The organism is Bauldia litoralis (assembly GCF_900104485.1).
GTDB lineage: Bacteria > Pseudomonadota > Alphaproteobacteria > Rhizobiales > Kaistiaceae > Bauldia > Bauldia litoralis.
On record NZ_FMXQ01000006.1, the window covers coordinates 205719 to 228817 of the forward strand.

Consider the following 23099-nt stretch of genomic DNA (forward strand, 5'->3'; position numbering starts at 1 on the left):
TCGATGCTGTGCCCGAGATGCTGGAACAGCGCGAAGGATGCCGCGCCATGTCGCGGCAGTTCCGCGCCTCGGGTTCGGCCGTGCCGCGAAGGTCGCGCCGACCGGAAACGCCATCGCGTCGATGTTGCCGCGGATCGTGATGTCGGCATGACGATAGCGGAACGTCTGCTATCCAAAAAGCCTTCGCTGTTTGCCCTGCCTGACGGGATTCGGTTGCGCGACTTCCCAACCTATGTCTTAGTTAGTTTGTGGCTCGTACAAACCTTCGGGCCAATCGACCGATCGGTGGGGCGTCGACCGATGTTGAACCGCACAGACGCGTTCAAACTGGGAGCATGAAGATGAATTGCACCAAACTCATTGGAGCCGCGGCGCTGATTGGACTGTCGTTCACGTCTGCCGCGGTCGCGCAGGACGACCTGTCCATCGGGATCGTTACCTTTTCCTCGTCCGACGTCGACACCAACCAGATGATCGACACGATGACCGAAGCCGCCACGTTGCAGGGGTGGAGCGTCGAGACGCTCAACGCGAACGGCGATCCGTCCCAGGCGATCACGGCGATGAAGCAGCTCGCGACTAAGGGCGTCGACGCCATCATTGTCACGGTCTTCGATTCGACTGGTCTCGCGGCCGGCATCGCCGCCGCTGAGGAGGCAAATATTCCGGTCCTCTCGGCGGGTGGCGGAATGGCGCCGGGGATCGCGCTTTCGGCCAGCACCGGTGCTGCCGACCCGCTGGTTGCGCTGATGCTTGAGGACATCGGCAATGCCGGGACGCTTCTCGACCTGAGCTATCACCCCGGCGTTCCTTGTCGCGAGCGTGCCGACGCCTTCGATGCGGCGGTCGCAGCGAACCCCGCCCTGAAGGCGACCACGCACGAAATCACCATTCCCGGCGCAGCCGAATCCTCGCAGGCGGCGACAAGCGCATGGCTGACCGCCACGGCGGGCGACGAGGGGCCGTTCGCCATCTTCAACTGCTATGACGACAACGCGATGGGGGCGATCGCCGCACTCAAGCAGAATGGCCGCGACGACGTGCTGGTCTATTCCTTCAATGCCACCGCGCCCGCCGTCCAGGCGGTCAAGGACGGCAGCATGCGGGCGACCCTCGGTGTCGACCTGACGTCCGCCGGACAAATCCTCGTCGACACGATCCCGGAGATTCTCGCGGCCGGGGAAGCCTGGGAGCCGAAATACTTCATTCCGGGATATACCATGGTGACCAAGGATAACGTCGACGCGTTCATGGCCGAGAACCCGCAGTAAAGCGGCCTTGTCCAACACGCAGGATTCCGGCCGCATTGACGGCCGGGATCGATCCCGATGTCCTCGCCCCAAGGCGTAGCCATGTCTGCTGACCGCAATGCCGCCAAGGGCGGGGAGACAGCTACCGTGACCGCGGCGCCGCCGGCCACGCGCGCCATCGTGATGCGCGTGCTCGGGACGTACGGAACCATCATCGTCCTGGTCCTGATGGTCGTGGTGTTCTCGTCGCTGCGGCCGGGGACATTTTCGTCCGTCGGCAACTTCCGGAACATCTTCAACGACATGGCGATCGGGACCATCGTCGCCGCCGGGCTGACCGTGCCGCTGGTCGCCGGCGATTTCGACCTCAGCATCGGCTATATCGCGAGTTTCTGCGGCCTGCTCGTCGTCGGGCTGCTCAGCGCCGGACTGGCCATCCCGGTGGCCATCCTCCTGGTCATCGCCGTCGGCATGGCGATCGGCATCGTCAACGGCTTCATTGTCACCAAGATCGGCGTCAACGCTTTCATCGCGACGCTCGGAACCGGGACGGTGGTCGTCGGGCTCAACTACGCCTATTCCGGCGGCATTCCCCAGCAACTGACGCAGTCGCGGGAGTTTACCGATATTGCGATCGGTCGGATCGCCGGCGTGCCGCATCTCGTTCTGCTGATGGCGGCGGTTCTGGTCGTCCTCTGGGTCATCCTCAATCGCACGGTGCAGGGGCAGCATATCAAGGCGATCGGGGTGAGCCCCGAATCCGCCCGCCGCGCCGGCGTCGCAGTCGATCGCAGCCGCATCGTCGCCTTCGCCATCGCCAGCACCTGTGCCGCCATCGGCGGTGTGCTGATGGCGTCGAACCTCGGCTCGGGGCAGGTGACGGCCGGCGACGGGTTCATGCTCACCTCCTTCGCCGCCGCTTTTCTCGGCTCGGCAGCGCTGAAGGAGGGCCAGTTCCATATCGTCGGGACGCTGATCGGCGTGCTGACCGTGGCGGTCGGCAACAACGGGCTGGCGATGATCGGTGCGCCGATCTTCACCCAGTTCGTCTTCGCCGGTTCGCTCCTCGTCGTTGCCGTGGCGCTTGGCGGCATCGGCCGCCGCTACAGGATAGGGTGACGCGCATGGCGGCCGAACGTCCCGACGGCGAGACCACCGAGCGCAAGGCGCTTCTCGACCTTCGCCATATCTCGAAAAGCTTTGGCGGCATCCATGCGCTGGATGACCTGTCCCTCTCGCTTCACCGGCACGATGTCGTCGGGCTGGTCGGAGACAACGGTGCCGGCAAGTCGACCCTGATCAAGATCCTGGCGGGCGCCCACGATCCGACGTCCGGCGTCATCGAACTCGAGGGGCGCCCCCAGCGGCTGTCGCCGCCGGCCGAGGCGCAGCGGCTGGGTATCGAGACCGTCTATCAGGATCTCTCCCTGGTCGGCACGTTCAATGCCGCCGAGAACTTCTTCCTCGGTCGCGAGATTTCGGTCGGGAAGGGGCCGGCGCTGTTTCGTTTCATCCGCCCCAAGGCGATGGCCAAGACCGCGATCCGCGGACTCGAGGAACTCCACATCGACATCCCCGGCGTACGCAGCAAGCCGGTCGACCGCATGTCGGGCGGCCAGCGCCAACTCGTCGCCATCGCCCGCGGCGCATTCTGGGGCAACAAGCTGCTCCTTCTCGACGAACCCACCGCCGCCCTTGGCGTGCGGGAGTCGCGGGAGGTGCTCGACCTCATCGGTCGGCTCAGCGCGCGTGGCATCACCATCGTCATGGTCACCCACAACCTCGAACATCTGTGGGCGGTGTGTAACCGGGTCGTTGTCATGCGTCGGGGCCGCAAGGTCGCGGACATGCCGAGCGCCGCGACCACGATGGAGGACGTCGTCGGCTACATAACCGGCGCGAAGGAGCCCGAAGGGACAAGCGCCCGGCTGCGCGAGGGCGCGGCATGAGTGATACCGAAACGCTGGCGCACCTCCTCGCCGAGGCGCCGAGCAACTGGGGGCGTTGGGGCGCGGATGACGAGATCGGCGCCCTGAACTACCTGACCGGTGCGGAGGTGAAGTCCGGTCTCGCAGCGGTCCGCCAGCATCGCACCTTCACCCTCGGGGTACCGGTCGCCACGCCGGCCGGCGACCACGTCTTTCCCGGCCGGTGGCCGGCGCGCCACTACATGGTCGCGGACAAGGCTGGGTTCGAGGCTGGCCATTGGCACCCGATGCCGGGCGGTCTCGAATTCGCCGACGACTATGTCAGCGGCTTCGCCCAGGCCGGGACCCATTGCGACGCCCTCGGCCACATGTGGTTCGACGATACGCTGTGGAACGGCTACCCGGCCGCCTCGACCAACGGCGGCATGACCCGGGCGGGAATCGAGCCGATCGCCGCGCGCGGTGTCGTCGGCCGGTCGGTGCTCATCGACATGGCGCGGTTTCGCGGCAAACCGGCGCTCGCAAGGGCTGAAACCTTCGATCACCGCGACCTCCTCGAATGTGCGCGGGCCCAGGGCGTCGAGATCCAGCCGCGCTCGATTCTCCTGGTGCGGACCGGCTGGGTCGGTGCTCTGCGGTCGGGTGCGGAGACGATCGGTGACGGCTATTGGGAACCAGGCCTGACCTTCAGCCTCGACCTCGTGCGCTGGTTCGACGAAATGCAGATTCCGTGCCTGGTGACCGACAGCCTGGCCAACGAGACCACCTATGAGCCCCGGACCGGGATGATGCTGGTCCTGCATGCGGCGCTGATGCGCAATCTCGGGGTGGTGTTCACCGAGATGGCCTGGCTCGACGACCTCGCGGCGGATTGCGCCGCCGATCGCCAGTATGACGGATTCTACTGCGCCAGCCCGACCCGGGTGAGCAAGGGCACCGGCGGCTCGGTCAATCCCGTTTTCATCAAGTAGCGCTTTCAGGAACACGAAAGATCATTGCCATGACGATGCCCGACTCCGACACGCAGCTCTGCTTCCTGCCCGCGACGGAACTGGCCGCCCGCATCAGGCGGCGCGACCTGTCGCCTGTCGAGGTGACGGAGGCGTATCTGCGGCGGATCGAGGCGCGCAATCCGCTCGTCAACGCCTATAGCCTGATCCTCGCCGACCGGGCGATGGACGCGGCCCGCGCCGCTGAGAAGGCGGTGATGGCCGGCGGCCCGCTTGGCGCTCTCCACGGTGTTCCCGTCGGGATCAAGGACCTCGACGACGTCGCCGGTGTTCCGACCTCGATGGGATCCAACGCGGTGATGAACCGCGTGCCGGCGAAGAGCAGCCTGGCGGTCGAGCGCCTTCTCGATGCCGGAGCCATCGTTCTCGGCAAGACCAACGCGCCGGAATTCGGGCATAAGGGCACCACCGACAACCTCCGTTTCGGCCCGACCAGCACGCCATGGGCGATCGGCTACAATGCGGGCGGGTCTTCAGGCGGCAGCGCGGCTGCCGTCGCCGACGGCATGGCGGCGTTGGCCCAGGGCACCGATGGCGGAGGATCGGTGCGCATCCCGGCATCCTTCAGCGGTACCGTCGGCTTCAAGGCTTCGTTCGGCCGCATTCCTTCGGTGACACGGCCCGACGCCTTTCTCTGGGGCCACCCGCTCGTCCATATCGGGCCGCTGGCGCGCACCGTCGCCGACGCGGCGCTGATGACCGCTGTCATGGCCGGGCCGCACCCCCGTGATCCGCTCAGCCTGCCGGATACCGGCATCGACTATGTCGCCGCCGCCGAGCGTCCGTCACGCGCGCCTCGCATCGCCTTCAGCCCGCGGCTGGGCAACTTCCCGGTCGACGCTCGGGTGGCGGCCGTCGTTCGCGACGCGGTCTCGTTCATCCAGGCGCAGGACATCGCGGTTGACGAGGTCGAGCTCGACTTCGGGGTCGATCACAATGAGCTCGCAGCGCTATGGGTACGGACCATCGGCGTCCATTACGCGGCGATCGCGGTTCACTGGAAGGGTGAGGGTATCGACCTGCTCGGCGACCACGCCGACAGGCTGACGCCGGAGTTCCGCCGAATGCTGGAAGATGCCGTCGGGGTATCGGCGGTCGACCACGCCCTTGACGATCTGCTGCGGACGCGGATTCTCGATGGGCTTGAGGACGTCTTCGAAGATCACGACCTGATTGTCGCGCCGACACTGGCCGTTCCGCCAGTCCGCAACGCAACGGATGGCAACACCATCGGGCCGACGGAGATCAACGGCGAACCCGTCGATCCGCTGATCGGCTGGTGCATGACCTATCCGGTCAATTTCACTGGACATCCGGCAATCTCGGTGCCTGCCGGCCTGACGCCGGAAGGCCTGCCGGTCGGGCTCCAGATCATCGGCCGCCGACATGACGACGAAAGCGTGCTCGCCATGGCAGCCCGGTTCGAGCGGATGCAGCCGTGGTTCCAGGACTATCCTGGCCTGGCGCAGGCCGACCGCGCCGCCTGAGCGGCACTCAGATCGGAAACTGAAGGAGATCGGAAAGGACGAGCCCGGCTGCCCCGAGCAGTGCCGCCCGATCGGTCGCGTCGCCGGCGACAATCTCGATGTCTCCGCCCGGCCGCGACGGGACGAGATTGCGGACATGGGCGGCGATCGCCTCGATAAGCGGCGGGCCGCCGAGCACGACGTCGCCGTGCAGAATGTAATAATTCGGCGCCAGCGTCTGCTGGAGGTTGGCGATGCCGATCGCGATATTGTGGGCATAGCGATCGAAGAGGCGGGCGGCGGCGGCATCGCCGCGTTCGACCAGCGCGGCCAGCCGTCCGGAATCCATGTGGCGTGCGCCCGGCAGCTTCGCCCGGCCCGCCTCGCGTCGGAGCCACCCAAGCGTTGCAATCGTGTCCCAGCAGCCGCGCCTTCCGCACCGGCAGATTTCACCGTCGATCTGCACGAAGGTGTGGCCGAGTTCGCCGCCGGCGCCCGCAGCGCCGCGGAACAGGTGTCCGTCGAAAAACAGGGCGCCGCCCAGGACTTCGCCGGTATAGACGACGGCGAATTGCGGCATGCCACGACCCTTGCCGAACCAGCGATCGCCGACGAGCAGGGCCCTCGGATGATGGTCGACGCGAACCGGCAGGTCGAAGCGGTCACGCAATGAGGTGCCGAGTGGGAATTCATCAAGCGCCGGGGCAAGATTGATGGTGACGATCGTTCCGCGGTCGGTGTCGACCATGCCGCCGACCGCGATCCCGATGCCCAGCGGCAGGCGCGTGGCATCCTTCAGCGTGCGGTCGACGCAGGAGGCGATCACATCAACGATCGGTTCCACGGGGCCGCGGCCGCTCGGCAGTTCCATCCTGTGTTCCGCCAGGATGCGGCCGTCGAGAGTGACGACGCAGGCATGGACGGCATCCGGCATCAGCAAGACGCCGCAGATCGGTCTTGCCTCGGGCGAGAACCATAGTGGCCGCGCCGGCTTGCCGCCGCCGGCTGAAGCGGGGAGGGGGTCGATCTCGACGAGAAACGCGTCATCGATCAGCGGCTGGACGATTCCGGATATCGTCGTTCGATTGACCCCTGCAAGGCGCGCCAGTTCGACCCGGCTCGTGGGGCCAAGATCGAAGAGCGCCTGGATCACGAGGCCGCGATTCGTCGAGCCGACCCGTGACGACGACAGCAGAGGCTGGCGGAGACGGCCCGGTTCGTCAGCGCTGGGCGTGGTTGCAGTTCCCGAAGCGGAGCGGCCGTTTCCAAATCGTCGGTTGGCGCCAAGGCTGTCCATTTTCCGGCAATGCTCAGATAAAGAGGAGAGTTGTCATCGACGATTGCGCTTTCTAGACGATCTCCTCGCGGCTTTCGACGAATTTGTGCGGACGCCATACAATCGGTGTCTCGGGAACCGCGCCAGACGGTCGTAGAAAAGCGCACCTGCCGGCGTTTGTTTTTTTACGGTTCGATCGAGATCGTGCGGCGGATATCGTCACTGCGGAAGCCAATCATGCTCGGCCGCGCAACGCCGGGAAGCGCCGCCACGTCGTAGAGTTCGGAAACGAAGCCCTCCAGCCGCAGCCAATGGGCGACGTCGCCTGTCCTGAGATCGATGACATAGAGCCCGCATCGCGGCTCGACCCCCTCCCGAACAAGACGATCCTGAAGCGGCAGACCGCCGAAGGTCCTGTTTTCGCGAGGCTCCGAAAGGCCAACGATGGCGTGACCGGCCAGAAAGGTCAGGCCACGAAGGTAGCCAGGGCAGAATGCGATGGGATCGAACCGGCCGCTCGCCAGATCGGTCGTACCGAATTCTCCGGCACCGGAATTGAGAACGTAGAGCTTGCCCTCGTGCAGTCGCGGCGAATGCGGCATCGAAAGGCCGCGACAGACGATGGCGTTCGCGGCCACATCGACGACCACGCCGCCAGCGGCCCGGTTGTCGCGCCAACCGTCGGCGACATCAGTCTCGCCGACCGCAGTGACATAGGCCGGTGTGCCGTCGGACATGGCAAGGCCATTGAGGTGGCAGCGATCCTCCGCGGCGAGGCGCGAGATGAAGGGCGGCTGCCAGAGAGGCCGAAAGCTATGGGTCTCGCTAGCCGCAGCAAGGCAGGAGAACAGGGTATTGGCGAAGACGATACGGCCGCCGGCATCGAAGCCCAGGTCGTGGACGTCGAGGTCGCCGGTGAAATGGGCGAGCTGCGGGACGTAGACCGCGTCGTAACCATCGCCGGTGGCAGCACCTTCGGCGGCGTCGACGAAGGTGGTGATCTGGTTCATCGAGGCGATGGACAGTCGCTCGCCCGACACTGCCATCCCCATCGGCCGGTCGAGGGTGCGCTCGAACACCGAAAGTCGACGGGCACCCCGATTGCTGCCGATCAGGAAGACCTTGCCGCTCTGGTAGGTGGTGAAGGCGAGGCTGCCGCCGGCCTCCGCCAGCCAGCTCACGAACTGGCGAGACGTCGTTATCTCCAGCCGCGGCGGCCGATTGTCGGCAGCAGATTCCGCGTTGGAGGTGGCTGATGCCTTGTGCGCGCTCACGCCAGAATGATCGTCATGTCGGCATCGACCGCAACAACAACCTTGGTGTCGCTGACCAGGTTGTAGAAATCGAAGCCTCCCGTCTCTGTACCAGCACGGTTCCTATCCTCGGCGGCCAGTTGCCATTCATAAGGCAGGACCGGCGTGGCGTCATCCGGATCGAAATCGCGGAAGAAGCCGGTGCCGTGGTGAAGCTCGATCAGACAAGAGAACAAGAGCAGGGGGTGTCAGAATGATCCGGTGACGGCTTGTTGGAATCCCAGGCCGTTTCCAGGATAAGTCGTTCAGATCTTTGGTGGGTGTACACGGGCTCGAACCGTGGACCCGCTGATTAAGAGTCAGCTGCTCTACCAACTGAGCTATACACCCGTAAGATCGCGGCCCTTCTACCAAGCTGTGGGGTCGCCTGTCCAGTCCGGTGTTGGGTAATCTCGCCGGGTTGGTGCGCGCGGGCCGCGACGTGGCGACGCGGGTGGGGGTGGCGGGGCGCCGTCAGGGGGCCAGGGCCCGGTCGTCGGCGCCGAAAAGGTGGATGTGATCGCGGTCGAAGCGCAGGCCGGCGGGTTCGCCCTCGGTCATTTCGACATGGCCGACGAGGCGGACGGTGAAGAGGCCGACCTTGTCGACCTCGACATAGACGAAGGTGTCTGATCCCAGTTGCTCGATCACGTCGATGACGCCGGTCACGTCGCTCTCCTCCGGCGGGGCGAGGTTGATGTGCTCCGGCCTGATGCCGATCTTGCGGGCTGCCGCATCGGCGGCCGGCAGCGACATCGCCTGGCCGTTGGCGAAGGCGAGGCCGCCCTCGGCCGGCTGGCAGTCGGCGACGTTCATCTTCGGCGAGCCGATGAATTGGGCGACGAAGAGGTTGGCCGGCCGCATGTAGAGGTCGATCGGCGCGCCGACCTGCTCGATCCGGCCGGCCTGGAGGACGACGATCTTGTCGGCCAGCGTCATCGCCTCGACCTGGTCGTGGGTGACGTAGACCATGGTCGCGTCGAGCCGGCGGTGCAGCTTGGCGATCTCCAGCCGCATCTCGACGCGCAGCGCGGCGTCGAGGTTGGACAACGGCTCGTCGAACAGGAAGGCCTTGGGTTCGCGGACGATGGCCCGGCCGATGGCGACGCGCTGGCGCTGACCGCCGGACAGCGCCTTGGGACGGCGGTCGAGCAGCGCCTCGAGCTTCAGGACGTCGGCGGCGCGGTCGACGCGGGCGGCGATCTCGGCCTTCGGCATGCGGGCGACGGTGAGGGCGAAGCCCATATTCTCGCGTACCGTCTTGTGCGGGTAGAGGGCGTAGGACTGGAACACCATCGACAGTTCACGCTCGGCCGGCGGCTTGCCGGTGACATCCTCGCCGTCGATGACGATGGCGCCGTCGGTCGCTTCCTCGAGACCGGAGATCAGGCGGAGCAGGGTCGACTTTCCGCAGCCGGAGGGGCCGACGAAGATAACGAACTCGTTGTCGGCGATGGTGAGGTCGACGCCCTTGATGACCTCGACGGCGCCGAAGGCCTTGCGGACCTGCCTGAGTTCGATCTGTCCCATCACATCTCTCTCTATGCGACCGCGGCGACCGGGGCGGGGGCGGTCATGGCCAGCCAGATGGCGGCGGTCCATGAAAAGTCCTTGCCGCCGCATCCGCGGCCGTCGATCGGGCTGAAGCTCTCGTAGAATCCCGACTGGCGGATCAGTGCCCGGGTATCGACGCGAATCCTGTCGGCGAGATCGGCATGGCCGGCACCGGCCAGCCCTTCGGCGATCATCCAGTTGACCACTGCCCAGATCGGGCCGCGCCAGTAGCGAATCGGGTCGAATTGCGGATCGGTCGGGTCGAAGCTCGGGACGCCATAGCGGACGGCATCGAGCCAGTGGCGCAAGGTCGGAATCAGACGCTCGGCACGGTCCGCCGGCACCCCGCCTGCATAGAGGGGGAGGAAGGCGCCGGCCGACAGCGTCGTCGCGTGTTCCTCGCGGCGCAGGTCGAGCGAGACATAGCCGCCAGCGGCGTCGCTCCACAACGAGGCGAGGCCGTCCTGGAGGCGTTCGGCGCGGCGGGTGGCGCGGTCGGCGATGTCGCTGTCGCCAAGCGCGCCGGCGAGCGCGGCGAGATCGCGCTCGGCGCGCAGGAGGATGGCGTTGACCCCGACATCGGCGACCCAGAAGGGGCTGCCGGCGGCGATCGCGGCCGGGTCCCAGTGATTGTCGCGGCCAAAGGCGACGAGGGCGAGGTACCGGTCGTATTCGTGCTGGTGGGGGCGCTGGTCGGCGGCGACATGCTGGGTGTCGCGGCGCTCATAGGCGCCGACTTTCGACGTATCGACGAAGGAAAGCGGACGATCCCAGTCCGGCAGGTTGTCGCGGCCGCTCTCCCAGGGATGGATGATGGCGACGAGGCCGCGGCCGGCGGGATCGCGCGCGGTGGCGAACCACTCGTGCCAGCGGTCGAGGGCGACCAATGCGGCTTCGGCGCGGCGGCGGCCCTTGGCGGGCTCAAGGTCATGGAGGCGCCGAACGATGGTGGCGGCGACCGGCGGCTGGGTGATGCCGGATGTCGGCGGGCTGGTCGTCGTGCCCCACTGATCGGGGCCGGGGAAGTAACTGTCGTCGACCCGCTGGAAGATGATGTGCGGCACCATGCCGTCGGGCCATTGGCCGGCGAGAAGGCTCCCGACCTCGGTCCAGGCGCGGTCGATGTCGAAGGCGGCGAAGCCGAGGGCGACGAAGGCCGAGTCCCAGTTCCATTGATAGGGGTAGAGACCGGCGGTCGGCACCGTGTAGCCGCCACGATCGTTGGTCCGCAGGATTTCCTTTGCCCGGAGATCGAGCTTGGTGTCTTCCATTCTCGCTTAGCCCTTGACGCTGCCGGCGGTGAGGCCCTGGACCAGGAACCGCTCGAACCAGAGAAAGATCATGAGGATCGGGACCGTCGCGACGACCGCGCCGGCCATGAGATTCTGTCGCGGCACCTCGGAGGAATCGAGCGCGACGACGCCGCGGGCGAGGGTGAAGATGCCGGGATCGTCGAGGAACATGAAGGCGAAGAGGAACTCGTTCCAGGCGATCATGAAGACGTAGAGGGCGACGGAGGCGAGCGCCGGGAGCGACAGCGGCAGGGTGATCTTGCGGATCACGCCGAAGCGGCCGAGGCCGTCCATCAGGCCGGCTTCCTCGAGCTCCGGCGGCAGGCCGCGGAAGTATCCCTGGAGCATGTAGAGGGCGACCGGCACCGTGGTCGCCGGGTAGACGATGAGCAGGCCGAGGAGCGTGTTGCGCAGGCCGAGCTGGCTGAAGACCGAATAGAGCGGGATGACCAGCACGATCGCCGGGACCATGTAGATCATCAGGATCGACCGGTTGAGGAAGGCCTGGCCCGGGAAGCGCAGCCGGGCAATCGCCTAGGCACCGGGGATCGAGAAGAGCAGGGTGATGATGACGGTGCTGACCGAGACGATGGTCGAGATCAGCATGAAGCGGCCGAAGTTGAACTGGGTGAAGAGCTCGACATAGCTGCGGAACAGGGTGCCGATTCCCTGCGACACGTCGATCGACAGGTCGAGGGGATTGAGGAGCAGGGCCTGCTGGTTCTTCAGGCTGGTGACCACCATCACGTAGAAGGGCAGGATGACGATCGCGGTGAAGAAGACGAAGCCGAACCCTTTCATCGCCCGGACGATGAGGGTCTCCGTCTTGTAGCGGGTGAGGGCGCCCGACCCGATGTCGTGGAGACAGAGGCGGTTGGCGGCGGTTACCGCCGCGGCGGTCAAGGCGATTGCCGTGGCTTGCCAGAATGCGCCTGCCGACAGGGCGATCGAGAAGGGCTGGGCGAAGGAGGCCAGCAGCAGCACCAGGACGGTTGCGAAGAAGGACACGAGGAGGAGCGTCGCTGTCCGCTCCCCGGGCGGGCGAAGCATCAGGACGGCGGCGCCGGCCGCTCCCCCCGCGAGACCGGCGAGCAGCATCGACGCGGCCGGAAGGCCCGTGAAGAGGGTCAGGACGATGCCGGCCAGCCCGTGGGCGATGATGCCCCAGAGCGAGCCCGTCAGGATGCCGAGACCAAAACCCTTGCCGAGGGCCATCAGCCTTCCTCCCGGTGGACGAAGCGGAAGTAGCTGAGCGCGAAGACCAGCAGGAACAGGAAGATGACCACGGCGACTGCCGCGCCGGCGCCGAGATTGCCGAGGGCGAAGCCCTGTTCGTAGACATCGACAGTCAGGGTGCGCGTGCCGGCCGCGCCGCCGGTGAGCAGGAAGATGTCGTCGAACTTGTTGAAGGTCCAGATGAAGCGCAGCAGAAACAGCGTCGACAGGATGGCGAAGAGCTGCGGCAGCGCGACGTGGCGGAAGGCCTGGAAGGGTGTCGCGCCATCGACCCCGGCGGCCTCGTAAAGGTCGGCGGGGATCGACTGCATGCGGGCGAGGATGAACAGCAGCGACAAGGGGAAATAGCGCCAGGCTTCGAAGGCGATGACGGTTGCCAGCGCCAGCGGGAAGTCGACGGTCAGGCCGAAGAGGTTGAGCTCGACGGCGCGCTGACCGAAGAAGTTGATGCCCTCGTCGACGACATTCATGTGCTTGAGAATGGCGTTCAGCGTGCCCGAGAAGGGATCGAGCAGGACCACCCAGGTGAAGGCGACGGCGATCACCGGCGCGACATAGGGGAAGAGGAAGAGCCCGCGCAGGATCGCGCGGCCGCGGAAGCTGGTGTTGAGGAGCTGTGCCGCGAACAGGCCGAGGACGATGGCACCAAGGGTACCGAAGACGGTGTAGGCGATGGTCACCCAGACCACGGTCCAGAAGTCGCGCGACTGGAAGATTCGGGCGAAATTCTCGAAGGAGAATTCCCAGCTAGTGAGGATGTTGTCGGCGTCGCCGGTCATCAGCGGCTGGCTGTCGCGGGGCGAGACGCCGGCGGTGGCGAAGGCCTCGTCGCCGATGACGGTGAGTTCTACCTCCTCGCGGTGACCGGCGGCGAAGGTGCCGAGGTCGCAGCGGACGCGCGGCCCGTCGAATGCACAGCGCTCGTCGGCCGACTGCAAGGTGAGGCCGGGCGTCAACTCGTCGACAAGGACGACGTTGCGGATTTCCTTGTCCTGCGAGGAATTGCGCAGGCGATACTGGATCAGCAGTTCGGCGCCGGGGACATCGGCGTCGCCGCGCAAGCGCTCCGAGACTACCGGGATGGGCGGGCGGAGGTCGGCAAGCGACACCGGCTTGAAACTGATCCAAAAATTGGCGAGCAGCGGGATGAGGACGATGGCCAGGACGATGAGAAAGGTCGGCGCCAGCATGGCGGCGGCGAGCCGCGCTTCGCGACGGGCCATCGGGCCGAGGCGCGGGCGTCCCGGCGGGCGGGGTGGAGCTTGTTCGGGACTGTCCGACGCCGACATGGGCCTGTCCTGCCAGAGCTGAAAAAAGGGACCGGGCACCTCCGAGGGGCGCCCGGTCAAGGCTTCGCGGTCAATCGATCTCGGCGATCTCCTCGTTCATCAGCGCAACCGTCTCGGCGGCGGTGCGCTCGCCGTCGATATATTCACGGACGGCGCGGTTGATCGCCTGGCTGTTGATGATCTTCGAGGCGAGCGCGAGCTGGCCTTCCTTGACGCCCCAGCGGTCGGCGGTTTCGAGGCCACCGACGATGTTGGCGATCACTTCCGGCGGATAGAGGTCGGACAGCGGCGCCTTGCGGTCGACGCCAACCGGCAGCACTTCCCATGCCTTGACGAACTTCTGCGGGTCGTCCGCCGTGCCGCGACGGACCGGGAACTTGCCTTCCGGCGCGATCGACAAGGTGCGGGCATAGCCGTCGTCCATCGAGAACTTGACGAACTCCGCGGCGGCGTCGGTGTCGGCGTCGCTGGTGATGCCGAAGTAACGAATGTCGCCCCAGGCGGCGCCGTCGGGATTGGACGGTCCGGCAAGCCGCGTGACGATGCCGGTCATCGAAGCCAGTTCGGTGGAGGTCGGGTCGTTGTTGATGGTCGGCGGGTTGGAATCGCGCAGGCCGGCCAACTCGTCGAGGATGAAGGGCGACCAGATGATCATCGCCGCCTTGCCGGCGAAGTAGAGCTCGCGCGACTGCTGCCAGAAGAGTTCGCCGGGCGGCGAGGCTTCGGCGAGCTTCTTGTAGAAGTCGAGAACCTCGATCGTCTTCTTCTCGTCGAAGCCGGTGGTGCCGTCGGCATGGACCGGCGTCGCGGCATTGGCGAGGAAGACGTGCTCGAGCACCTGGCTCATGAAGTTCTCGTCGACCTTGGTGGCGGCGACGAAGCCGTACATCTCCGGCGGATTATGGAGCTTTTCGATGGCGGCGAGGATGTTGGCGTAGCTGTCCGGCGCCTTCAGCCCGGCCTTGTCGAACAGGTCCTTGCGGTAGACGACCATCTGGGTCCAGCCATCGACCGGGACGGCGGCGGTCTGGCCGTCGAAATCGGCCATGGTCAGGCTGCCGGGGGCGAAGGTCTCGCGACCGAGTTCCTCGACCACCTCGTTGTTGGCCTCGACATCAAGGATGCCGGCCTCCGACCAGGGAAGGACGTATTGGAGGGTGTGATAGATGACGTCCGGCAGGTCGCCGGCGGCGAAGGCGGCGGTCGCGCGCTGGCCGAGGTCGCTCTCGGTTACCGGGATGACGTCGACGGCGATGCCGGTCGCGGCCTCGAACTCGGTCGCCATCTGCTCCTGCTTGGCGAGACGGTCGGGCTGTTCCTCCGTGGTCCAGAAGCGCAACTGGGCGCTGGCAAGGCTGGAACCGAGAAGCAGCGCCGCGGCGGCGACGGCCAGGGTCCGAATGGGGCGTGTGGTCATGATCTCCTCCCGATGATGATCAATGTGGTGGCGGTGGGCTTGCTGACGCTCGTTTCGTCAGGGTGGCTTCCCAGAGGACCTGGGAATTCGCGGGTTCGGCGCCATGGATGAGCGCCAGCAGCATACGGGCGACCTCGCGTCCGGCGCGGTGGCTCGACTGGGACATGGTGGTGAGGGGCGGATGGGCGGCAAGCCCGAAGGGAAGGCCGTCATAGCCGATCACCGAGACGTCGACCCCGGGCCTGAGGCCGGCGCCCGAGATCGCCCGCATGGCGCCAAGCGCCACGGCGTCCGTGACACAGACCACGGCGGTCGGCGGCGCGGGCAGGGACAGCATCGCGGTCATCGCCTCGTCGGCGGCGACGCCGTCGGCGATGCCCTCGGCGACGAAGCCGGCAGGCACCGGAAGCTCGGCATCCTCCATTGCGCGCCGGTAGCCGAGATGGCGGAAGTGGGCGAAGTTGAAGCTCATGTCACCGCCGATATGGGCGATGCGCCGGTGGCCAAGCTCGACGAGGTAGCGCACCGCGTCGACGAAGGCCTTCTCGTTGTCGATATCGAGCCAGGCGTAGTCGGCGCAATCCTCGGTGCGGCCGTGGACGACGAAGGGGAGGCCGAGTTCGCGAAGATGGTCGACGCGGGCATCCTTGCGGCGGGTGCGCGTCAGGATGAAGCCGCCGACCTTGCCGGTGCGGGCGAGGCGGTCGATCACTTCCGGTTCGTCATGGCCATCGGGAACCGCCGCGACGATCAGGTCCCAATCGCTGTCGGCGAGTTCCATGGCGACGCCGTCGAGCATTTCGGCGAGGAACGGATCGGAGAAATGGCCGGCCCGTTGCGGAAGGACGAAACCGACCGTCTCGACCACGCCGCGGGCGAGGCGGCGGGCGGCGGAGGAGGGGCTGTAGCCGAGGGTCCGGGCGGCGTCGATGACGCGCTCCCGGGTCTTGCCCGCAACATCGGGATAACCGTTCAGCGCCCGCGAGACGGTGCCCTCGGAAAGGCCGAGGTGTTCAGCGAGGCGGGCGATGGACATGCCCTGGTTTCGGCGCGGCTTGCGCTGCAACGCGTTTTCTCCCATCGGCGGCCGGCTCGTTGGTGGCGCGGCCTTTCCGTCCGAAAGCGCTTTCGGTGCTGCTGAAGGCTAAGCGAAAGCGCTTTCGGTTGTCAAACCGACAGAGAAAGCTCGCGGAAGATCCCGGACGTTCAGCGGTGCTGGATGAGACTTTTCAACGTCCAGTGGACCGTCTCCGCGCCGGTCGCGTAGTCCGTGCGGGTGGCTTTGGAGAGGACAGCGATGATACCCGCATTGACGATCCAGCCGTCGCCGCGCGGAAAATCGCTCGCCAGAAAGCCCTGGATCGATGCTGTCTCCGACTGAATGCGGAAGGTTCCGAGCGCCTCATCGAGACTGACCAGTCGTCCTTCGATGTCAGTGTCCTCGATGAGTTCGTCGCTCGCCGCTTCGATGGCCCGGCGGAGGGCGGTTGCGTCGCGAAGCGTGGTCACGGTCGTTGTGGCGCGGGCCTTGGTCTTCTGCCAGCCAATCGTCGTCCGGAGTCCGTGCTCGATGCTGTTGGTTGCCCACGCAGACAGCTTTGTGATCGGTGCGATGCCGGTGCGCGGCGCGAAGTGACGAAACTCGACGACCGAGCGGAGGTGGAACAGGGCGAATACCAGTTCGAAGGTCAGATCGAGATCGCTTCGGATCGCCAGCAGCCGGTCATTGGGAATCGATAGCGACATGGTCGGCGAGTCCGTCGGGGCCGCGGCGAAATGCAACGCTGAGAGCGCGGCGTTTTCGCCGGTTGGGGCGTAGCGACGCTTGGGCCTATCCCGGATGGCGTCAAAGACCGCGGTAATCACCTCCTGGAAGAGCACGAGGGACTGCGCCGACGCGGCTGCCGCTGCGACGTCGCCATCTTCGCGTTCGACCCGATAGCGAATGAGATCGAGTTGTCCGATCCGCAATTGCGCGTCGAGTTGCCGCTCAAGATCGCGGCGGCGCTTGGCTATGGCGTCGATATTGACCCGGAGAACCCTGTCGTCATTGGCGCCGCCGGCGAGGGTGTGCAGTTCCTGAAGCGTGAGGTCGGTATCGCGCAGGTCGATGAGAATGTCGGAAAGGGAGTTCATGACCGAGCCAGCGAAGGGACCAGGAGTTCGGCAATCCCCCTCGATTTTCGCCCGCGGTCGAACCGGCATTGACGCATCCAGTAGGTCTGCATCAGCTCGTAGTCGTCGCGGTCGGCGTCGATCACCATGCCGTAGTTGTCGCAGTGATACTGCTGATAGAGAGACTCCGTCCGGAACCAGTCGAAGAATTCGCGCTGGTCGGCCGAAAGCCCGAGAAAGACCGACTCGACGAGAACCAGGGTGGCAGAAAAGTCGCCCGGGTCGGGTTCTTCGGTGAGCAGGCCGCCATTGATCCAGAGCCGGGCCGGGATGCTGGCGCGGTTAATCAGCGAGACAACAGTCGTCAGCGTGTTCATCAACCGGGGGCGGGACGTCGATGTGGGAAAATACTCGACGCAAAGCCGGTCCAGGGCCTTCAGATCTGTCTGGTGAAACCCCATGGGAAGCAGCGCCGGAAACGACTTTTCATGCGCCAATGTAGTCACGGAACCCCCATTCCGGTCGCCTTCGACCGTCGTCCATGCACACCGCTCCTCTTCAATAGCGACAATTCATGACGAAGTTAATGCGAGCCGCTTGATGTCACGGATGAACTTCCGCCCTGCCGGCACAATTCGCGATGGAATTGCCGGCGTAAGATTCCGCGATTCCCGATTCAGGCTTCGAAGAACGCCGTCTCGTCCTCGAAGGAGATACGGGTGAACGGACGCCGGTTCACGCCGCGGGCGAAGAGGCCGATGCGCGGCGCTTGATCGCAGCCGTCCGGACTCGGCATCTTGCCCCGCTTGACGGTCGTGAAGTGATGGACCCTATAGTGGGATGCTAAACGCAAGGGGATCCCGGGATGCGAAGTCCGACTCCAGGCAATGATATATTGCACGTTGCCGGGCAGCGGGGAGCCGGCGCGGCGTGACGCTTCCCCATCACGGTCGTTTTCCATACCAGCCGATCGATCGCGGTTCGGGTATGCCGTGGCCGAACGGCACCAACCTCGCCGTCTATATCGGATTGAATCTCGAACACTTCGCGTTCGGTGAGGGGCTCGGCGCGGAACTGGCGCCCGGCGGGCCACAGCCGGATGTGCTGAACTACGCCTGGCGAGAATACGGCAACCGGGTCGGCGTCTGGCGGATGATCGAGATGCTCGATGCGCTGTCGCTCCCCACAACCGCGCTCATCAATTCCAGCATACTCGACCATTGTCCGGAGGTGGCCGTCGCCCTGGCTTCCCGGGGTGACGAAATCGCCGGCCACGGCCACACCAATTCCGACCGCCAATCGACAATGAGCGAGGCGGAGGAAATGGCGATGATCGCGGAGGCGACTGGACGGATTGCGCGGCATTTTGAGTTGCCGCCGACGGGCTGGCTCGGTCCGTGGATCGCCGAAAGCCGCGTGACGCCGGATTTGCTGAAAGAAGCCGGGTATACCTACATGCTCGACTGGTGCCATGACGACCAGCCGACCTGGTTCACGACAAGGGCAGGGCCGTTCCTCTCGGTTCCCTATCCGCAGGAGATCAACGACATCCCGGCGATTGCGGTGCGCCGGACAAACGCGTCCGACTTCGCCAACATGATCATCGATCAGTTCGACGAGATGCTGGAACAATCGAGGACGATGCCCCTGGTCATGGGAATCGCGCTCCACCCTTATATCGTCGGGCAGCCGTTCCGATTGAAGCACCTGAGGCGGGCGCTGGAGCATATCGCCGCGCGCCGCGATGCCGTGTGGATCACGACTGCCGGCGCTATCGCGGAGCACTGGGCCGGAGCGAACCCGGCCGACGGATCTCACGCTTCGAAAAACACCGTCTCGTCCTCTCCCTGAAGGCGGATATCGAGGACGTAGCGCGGGAGTCCATTCTCGGTCCCGTCGCGGCGGGCGATCAGGGTGGCGCGCCGTTCGTCAGGGACGAGGGCCAGAACCGCGTCGGTCTGGTTGGTGCTCTCATCCTCGAAGTAGATGCGCGTGAAGAGGCGCCGGTTCACGCCACGGGCGAAGAGGCCGACATTGATGTGTGGCGCCTGATCGCTGCCCTCGGGACCCGTTATCCTGCCGGGTTTGACGGTACTGAAGCGGTAAATGCCTTCAAGCGTCTCGGAGCGGCCGAAGCCCTTGAAACGGGTGTTAGCGAGGGCCTCCGAAACGCCCGGATAACGCCCTTCGCCATCGGCTTGCCAGATCTCGATCATCGCGTCCGGGACGAGATCGCCGCCGCCGTCGAAGACCCTGCCGGTGACGACGATCGGCTGGCCAACAGCGTCGTCGGTCCGCAGGTCGTTGCCGGCGAGTGCGGCATAATCGTAGGCCGTCGGCGTCAGCGCATAGGCAAAGAACGGTCCGATCGTCTGCGACGGCATCAATCCATGATCGCTCATCACTCGGAATCCTCGAAGGGCGTCGCGGCGCGGCCGCGCAGCACGATGTCGAAACGGTAGCCGAGCGCCCACTCCGACTCCGTGGTGTCGAAATCGAATGTCGAGATCATCCGCTGGCGGGCCTTCTCGTCGCTTACCGAATTGAAGATCGGGTCGAAGGGGAAGAGGGGATCGCCGGGGAAATACATCTGGGTGATGACCCGGGTGAGAAAACTCGGGCCGAAGAGCGAGAAGTGGATGTGGGCCGGCCGCCATGCGTTGTGGTGGTTCTTCCACGGATAGGCGCCGGGCTTGACGGTGGTGAAGGTGTAGCGCCCGGCATCGTCGGTGAGGCAGCGGCCGGCGCCGGAGAAGTTGGGGTCGAGCGGTGCCGGATGCTGGTCGCGGACGTGGACGTAACGGCCAGCGGCGTTGGCCTGCCAGATCTCCAGGAGGGTGTTCGGCAGCGGCCGGCCGTCTTCATCCATGACGCGACCGGAGACGATGATCCGCTCGCCCAGCGGTTCGCCGGAATGCTGACGGGTAAGGTCGCTGTCAGTCGGCAGGACGCTTTCCTGACCGTAGACCGGACCGCTCAGCTCCGAGATGGTTGGATCGAGGCCGATCAGCGGACGCTTCGGGGAGCGCAGGATGGTCGACTTGTAGTCGGGGGTGAGCGCCTGCGGCTCGGAGGCAAGGCTCTCGCGCGGATACTGCATGGTCATTGGATGTCCTCCCGCAGAGTTTTTCAGCCAGTCACGGCCTCGAAAGCCATCGCGGCGCCCTGGCCGACGCCAACGCACATGGTGGCCACGCCGTAGCGGCCGCCGCGCTTTGGCAGTTGCCGGGCAATCTCCGCGGCGATCCGCGCGCCGGACATGCCAAGCGGATGGCCGAAGGCGATGGCACCGCCATTCGGGTTCACATGCTCGGAGTCGTCAGCGAAACCGAGTTGGCGCAGGCAGGCGAGCGACTGGCTGGCGAAGGCTTCGTTGATTTCCAGCAGGTCGATGTCCGTGGTCTGCAGCGCCAGCCGGTCGAGCAGCTTCCGGGTTGCCGGGACAGGCCCGATGCCCATGATGCGCGGCGGCACGCCGGCGGTCGCCATGCCGAGGATGCGGACCAGCGGGGTCAGGCCGTGTCGCTCGACCGCCTCGGCCGAGGCGACGATCACGGCGGCCGCGCCATCGTTGACGCCCGAGGAATTGCCTGCGGTCACGGTGCCGCCTTCGCGGACGATCGGCCGGAGCCCAGCCAGGGCCTCTATTGTCGTGCCGGCGCGGGGATGCTCGTCGCGGGTGACGAGAGTCGCTCCCTTGCGGCCGGGAACCTCGACCGCGACGACCGGACCGTCAAAGGCGCCGGCGGCTTCGGCCGCGGCGGCGCGCTGCTGGGAGCGGAGCGCGAAGGCGTCCTGGTCGCCGCGGCTGACCTGAAAATCCGCGGCGACATTCTCACCAGTATCGGGCATGGATTCGACGCCGTATTGCGCCTTCATCAGCGGGTTAATGAAGCGCCACCCGATGGTGGTGTCGTGAATCTCGGCGGAACGCTGGAAAGCGGTCTCGGCCTTGGCCATGGCCAGCGGCGCCCGCGACATGGATTCAACGCCGCCGGCTATCGCAAGCTCCATCTCGCCGGCCTTGATGGCGCGCGCGGCGTAACCGATCGCATCGAGGCCCGAGGCGCACAGCCGATTGATCGTGGTGCCGGGCACGGTTTCGGGTAGACCGGCAAGCAGCAGCGCCATGCGGGCGACGTTGCGATTGTCCTCGCCGGCCTGGTTGGCGCAGCCGAGGATGACTTCGTCGACCGCTTCTCCGACGCTCGGGTGACTGGCGAGGAGGGCACGGATGGGCACCGCTGCGAGATCGTCGGGGCGGATCATCGCCAACGCGCCGCCGTAGCGGCCGATGGGCGTGCGCGCGGTGTCGCAGATGAAAACGTCGCGGATCATGCGTCTTCGCCTCCATGGGCGCGGCGGGTGCGGTCGTGGAGTTCGCGCAGGACGGCGAGTTCCTCCTCAGTGGGGGGTGGCGTCTCCTCGGGAACGGCGACGAAGCGCAAGTCCCAGCCGCAGTTCTCGCGCAGCTGGTCGCGGGTGACGCCGGGATGCAGCGAAACGACCGACATCTCGCTTGTCTCCTGGTCCGGCTCCAGCACGCAAAGGTCGGTGATCAGTCGGGTGGGGCCTTTGGTGCAGACTCCGAGCGCTTCGCGGCTGCCCTTGCCGGTGCCGTGGCCGAGCGAGGTGACGAAGGGGAGCTTGGCAACGAAACCGCGTCTGGACATCGCCATGGTGATGAAGATCTCGCCGCAATGGACGGCGATCTCCGGCGCACCGCCACCGCCCGGCAGCCGGACCTTTGGGTTGTCATAAGCGCCGACGACAGTGGTGTTGAGGTTGGCGAAACGATCGATCTGGGCGCCTCCGAGGAAACCGACAGTCACCCGGCCGCCCTGCAGCCAGTAGCGAAACATTTCCGGCACGGAGACGGTGGTCAGCGCCGTCTCGCAAAGCTCACCATCGCCGATCGACAGCGGCAGGACCTCCGGTCGCGTGTCGATGGTGCCGGACTCGTAGATCAGGGTGATGCCCGGTGCGTGGGTCAGGCGGGCGAGATTGCAGGCGGCGGACGGCGCGCCGATGCCGACGAAGCAGACATCGTCGTTGCGCAGCGCCCGGGCGGCGACGACAGTCATGATCTCGGTCGGGGTGTAGGGTTCGGTCATGGTCAGGCAGCCCGCGCCGCGTATTGTCGGAAATCGTCCGGGCCCTTTTCCAGCACGTTCTCCCGCATCCATGCGCGGAACGTGTCGCGGTCGCGGGCGATGGCGTCCCAGGCCTTGTAGAAGGCGTTGGCGCGCTTGTAGTAGCCGTGGGCGTAGGACGGGTAGGCGCCGCCGGGGACCAAGGCGATGGCGGTCACGGTCCAGGCCGGCAGGATGACGGCATTCGGCGAACGCGGGCCGAAGTCGTCGACGATTTCCTCGACCGTGACGATCGAGCGTCGGGCGGCGAGCACCGCTTCCTTCTGGGCGCCGACGATACCCTCAAGCAGGACGTTGCCGGCGCGATCGGCGCGCAGCGCATGGATGACCGCGACATCGGGTCGGAGGGCCGGGACAGTCGCCAATATCTCGCCGGTATAGGGGCAGGTGACCGAGCCGATCCTTGGATTGACCTTCGGCAGGTCGACGCCGATGTAGCCGCGGAACATGGCGAAGGGCAGGTTGGCGGCGCCCGCCTCATAGGCATTGGCCATCGCGGCGTGGGAATGTTCCTCGATCGCCAGCGGCCGGGGCCATTCGTTTTCGACCGCGTCGCGCATGCGGTGCAGCGAGCCGACGCCGGGATTGCCGCCCCAGGAGAAGACCAGCTTGTCGACGGCGCCCATGCCGATCAACTGGTCGTAGATCAGGTCTGGGGTCATGCGGCTGACGGTCAGGTCCTTGCGACCCTGGCGGATGACCTCATGGCCGGCGGCAAAAGGGATGAGGTGGGTGAAGCCCTCCATCGCGACGAAATCGCCGTCGCCGATGTTGCCCTCGACCGCGTCCTGCAATGAGAGGAATTCTGCCAAGAGACGGCT

24 protein-coding genes and 1 tRNA gene are annotated in these 23099 nt (G+C 66.0%); 6 read left to right on the forward strand and 19 right to left on the reverse strand.

All coding sequences use genetic code 11. The features are described 5' to 3' along the window. Positions 1 to 341 precede the first annotated feature (341 nt). The 5 genes from BLT60_RS15255 to BLT60_RS15275 all read left to right on the forward strand — a co-directional run bounded on the left by BLT60_RS15255 (position 342) and on the right by BLT60_RS15275 (position 5675). Positions 342 to 1271, forward strand: a complete 930-nt coding sequence (locus tag BLT60_RS15255; RefSeq protein WP_090877811.1) for a sugar ABC transporter substrate-binding protein — start codon at positions 342 to 344, stop codon at positions 1269 to 1271. An 81-nt stretch (positions 1272 to 1352) separates the two neighbouring features. Further along, complete coding sequence (locus BLT60_RS15260; protein WP_244521285.1) at positions 1353 to 2369, forward strand: ABC transporter permease; 1017 nt, start codon at positions 1353 to 1355, stop codon at positions 2367 to 2369. A gap of 5 nt (positions 2370 to 2374) precedes the next feature. Beyond that, positions 2375 to 3199, forward strand: a complete 825-nt coding sequence (locus BLT60_RS15265) for an ATP-binding cassette domain-containing protein (RefSeq protein ID WP_090877508.1) — start codon at positions 2375 to 2377, stop codon at positions 3197 to 3199. After that, positions 3196 to 4149 (forward strand): cyclase family protein, encoded by a 954-nt coding sequence (locus BLT60_RS15270; protein ID WP_090877510.1) that lies wholly within the window; start codon positions 3196 to 3198, stop codon positions 4147 to 4149. Before BLT60_RS15265 ends, BLT60_RS15270 begins: the two co-directional genes overlap by 4 nt. A 29-nt stretch (positions 4150 to 4178) precedes the next feature. After that, positions 4179 to 5675, forward strand: a complete 1497-nt coding sequence (locus tag BLT60_RS15275; protein WP_244521286.1) for an amidase — start codon at positions 4179 to 4181, stop codon at positions 5673 to 5675. Between the two features lie 7 nt (positions 5676 to 5682). On the opposite strand, the gene BLT60_RS15280 is transcribed toward BLT60_RS15275, so the two are convergent. From BLT60_RS15280 to BLT60_RS24400, 14 genes are all read right to left on the reverse strand, one after another. After that, positions 5683 to 6807 (reverse strand): ROK family protein, encoded by a 1125-nt coding sequence (locus BLT60_RS15280; protein ID WP_244521287.1) that lies wholly within the window; start codon positions 6805 to 6807, stop codon positions 5683 to 5685. A gap of 308 nt (positions 6808 to 7115) precedes the next feature. Then, positions 7116 to 8204, reverse strand: coding sequence for a TIGR03032 family protein (locus tag BLT60_RS15285; protein WP_175478464.1), 1089 nt, complete (start codon positions 8202 to 8204; stop codon positions 7116 to 7118). Then, on the reverse strand, positions 8201 to 8419 hold the full coding sequence (locus BLT60_RS15290) for a hypothetical protein (RefSeq protein ID WP_090877513.1): 219 nt from the start codon (positions 8417 to 8419) through the stop codon (positions 8201 to 8203). Before BLT60_RS15290 ends, BLT60_RS15285 begins: the two co-directional genes overlap by 4 nt. A 78-nt stretch (positions 8420 to 8497) precedes the next feature. Beyond that, positions 8498 to 8573 (reverse strand) — tRNA-Lys (locus tag BLT60_RS15295). Positions 8574 to 8696: 123 nt separating this feature from the next. After that, positions 8697 to 9752 carry an ABC transporter ATP-binding protein gene (locus BLT60_RS15300; protein WP_090877515.1) on the reverse strand — a complete coding sequence of 352 codons (1056 nt, stop codon included), beginning with the start codon at positions 9750 to 9752 and terminating at the stop codon, positions 8697 to 8699. 11 nt (positions 9753 to 9763) lie between these two features. Next, positions 9764 to 11047: an amylo-alpha-1,6-glucosidase gene (locus BLT60_RS15305; protein ID WP_090877517.1), complete on the reverse strand. Its 1284-nt coding sequence runs from the start codon at positions 11045 to 11047 to the stop codon at positions 9764 to 9766. A 6-nt stretch (positions 11048 to 11053) separates the two neighbouring features. Next, positions 11054 to 11599, reverse strand: a complete 546-nt coding sequence (locus BLT60_RS24780; protein ID WP_342028608.1) for a carbohydrate ABC transporter permease — start codon at positions 11597 to 11599, stop codon at positions 11054 to 11056. A gap of 3 nt (positions 11600 to 11602) precedes the next feature. After that, positions 11603 to 12283 carry an ABC transporter permease family protein gene (locus tag BLT60_RS24785; protein WP_210185623.1) on the reverse strand — a complete coding sequence of 227 codons (681 nt, stop codon included), beginning with the start codon at positions 12281 to 12283 and terminating at the stop codon, positions 11603 to 11605. Next, complete coding sequence (locus BLT60_RS15315) at positions 12283 to 13527, reverse strand: carbohydrate ABC transporter permease (RefSeq protein WP_090877519.1); 1245 nt, start codon at positions 13525 to 13527, stop codon at positions 12283 to 12285. Before BLT60_RS15315 ends, BLT60_RS24785 begins: the two co-directional genes overlap by 1 nt. A gap of 136 nt (positions 13528 to 13663) precedes the next feature. Beyond that, a complete protein-coding gene (locus tag BLT60_RS15320) occupies positions 13664 to 15010 on the reverse strand; it encodes an ABC transporter substrate-binding protein (RefSeq protein WP_090877521.1) in 1347 nt (448 codons plus the stop codon). Positions 15011 to 15029: 19 nt separating this feature from the next. Next, complete coding sequence (locus BLT60_RS15325) at positions 15030 to 16046, reverse strand: substrate-binding domain-containing protein (protein WP_175478465.1); 1017 nt, start codon at positions 16044 to 16046, stop codon at positions 15030 to 15032. A 170-nt stretch (positions 16047 to 16216) separates the two neighbouring features. Next, a complete protein-coding gene (locus BLT60_RS15330) occupies positions 16217 to 17146 on the reverse strand; it encodes a hypothetical protein (protein ID WP_090877525.1) in 930 nt (309 codons plus the stop codon). After that, positions 17143 to 17622 (reverse strand): DUF6932 family protein, encoded by a 480-nt coding sequence (locus BLT60_RS15335; RefSeq protein ID WP_139167857.1) that lies wholly within the window; start codon positions 17620 to 17622, stop codon positions 17143 to 17145. Before BLT60_RS15335 ends, BLT60_RS15330 begins: the two co-directional genes overlap by 4 nt. A 179-nt stretch (positions 17623 to 17801) precedes the next feature. Beyond that, complete coding sequence (locus tag BLT60_RS24400) at positions 17802 to 18086, reverse strand: peptidase associated/transthyretin-like domain-containing protein (protein ID WP_175478448.1); 285 nt, start codon at positions 18084 to 18086, stop codon at positions 17802 to 17804. Between the two features lie 26 nt (positions 18087 to 18112). Between BLT60_RS24400 and BLT60_RS15340 the strand changes: the two genes are divergently transcribed. Further along, complete coding sequence (locus tag BLT60_RS15340) at positions 18113 to 18976, forward strand: polysaccharide deacetylase family protein (protein WP_090877528.1); 864 nt, start codon at positions 18113 to 18115, stop codon at positions 18974 to 18976. On the opposite strand, the gene pcaG is transcribed toward BLT60_RS15340, so the two are convergent. The 5 genes from pcaG to BLT60_RS15365 are packed head-to-tail and all read right to left on the reverse strand — an operon-like array spanning position 18940 to position 23090. After that, entirely contained in the window at positions 18940 to 19527 is a 588-nt protein-coding gene (gene pcaG, locus BLT60_RS15345) for a protocatechuate 3,4-dioxygenase subunit alpha (protein ID WP_090877530.1), read from the reverse strand. The two genes, BLT60_RS15340 and pcaG, sit on opposite strands and share 37 nt — an antisense overlap. After that, on the reverse strand, positions 19527 to 20231 hold the full coding sequence (gene pcaH / locus BLT60_RS15350; RefSeq protein ID WP_090877531.1) for a protocatechuate 3,4-dioxygenase subunit beta: 705 nt from the start codon (positions 20229 to 20231) through the stop codon (positions 19527 to 19529). The genes pcaG and pcaH overlap by 1 nt, the downstream gene beginning before the upstream one ends. A 23-nt stretch (positions 20232 to 20254) precedes the next feature. Beyond that, positions 20255 to 21460 carry a 3-oxoadipyl-CoA thiolase gene (pcaF, locus tag BLT60_RS15355; RefSeq protein WP_090877818.1) on the reverse strand — a complete coding sequence of 402 codons (1206 nt, stop codon included), beginning with the start codon at positions 21458 to 21460 and terminating at the stop codon, positions 20255 to 20257. Further along, complete coding sequence (locus tag BLT60_RS15360; RefSeq protein ID WP_090877533.1) at positions 21460 to 22239, reverse strand: CoA-transferase subunit beta; 780 nt, start codon at positions 22237 to 22239, stop codon at positions 21460 to 21462. The genes pcaF and BLT60_RS15360 overlap by 1 nt, the downstream gene beginning before the upstream one ends. Before the next feature lie 2 nt (positions 22240 to 22241). Then, positions 22242 to 23090: a CoA transferase subunit A gene (locus BLT60_RS15365; protein ID WP_090877535.1), complete on the reverse strand. Its 849-nt coding sequence runs from the start codon at positions 23088 to 23090 to the stop codon at positions 22242 to 22244. Positions 23091 to 23099: the final 9 nt, after the last annotated feature.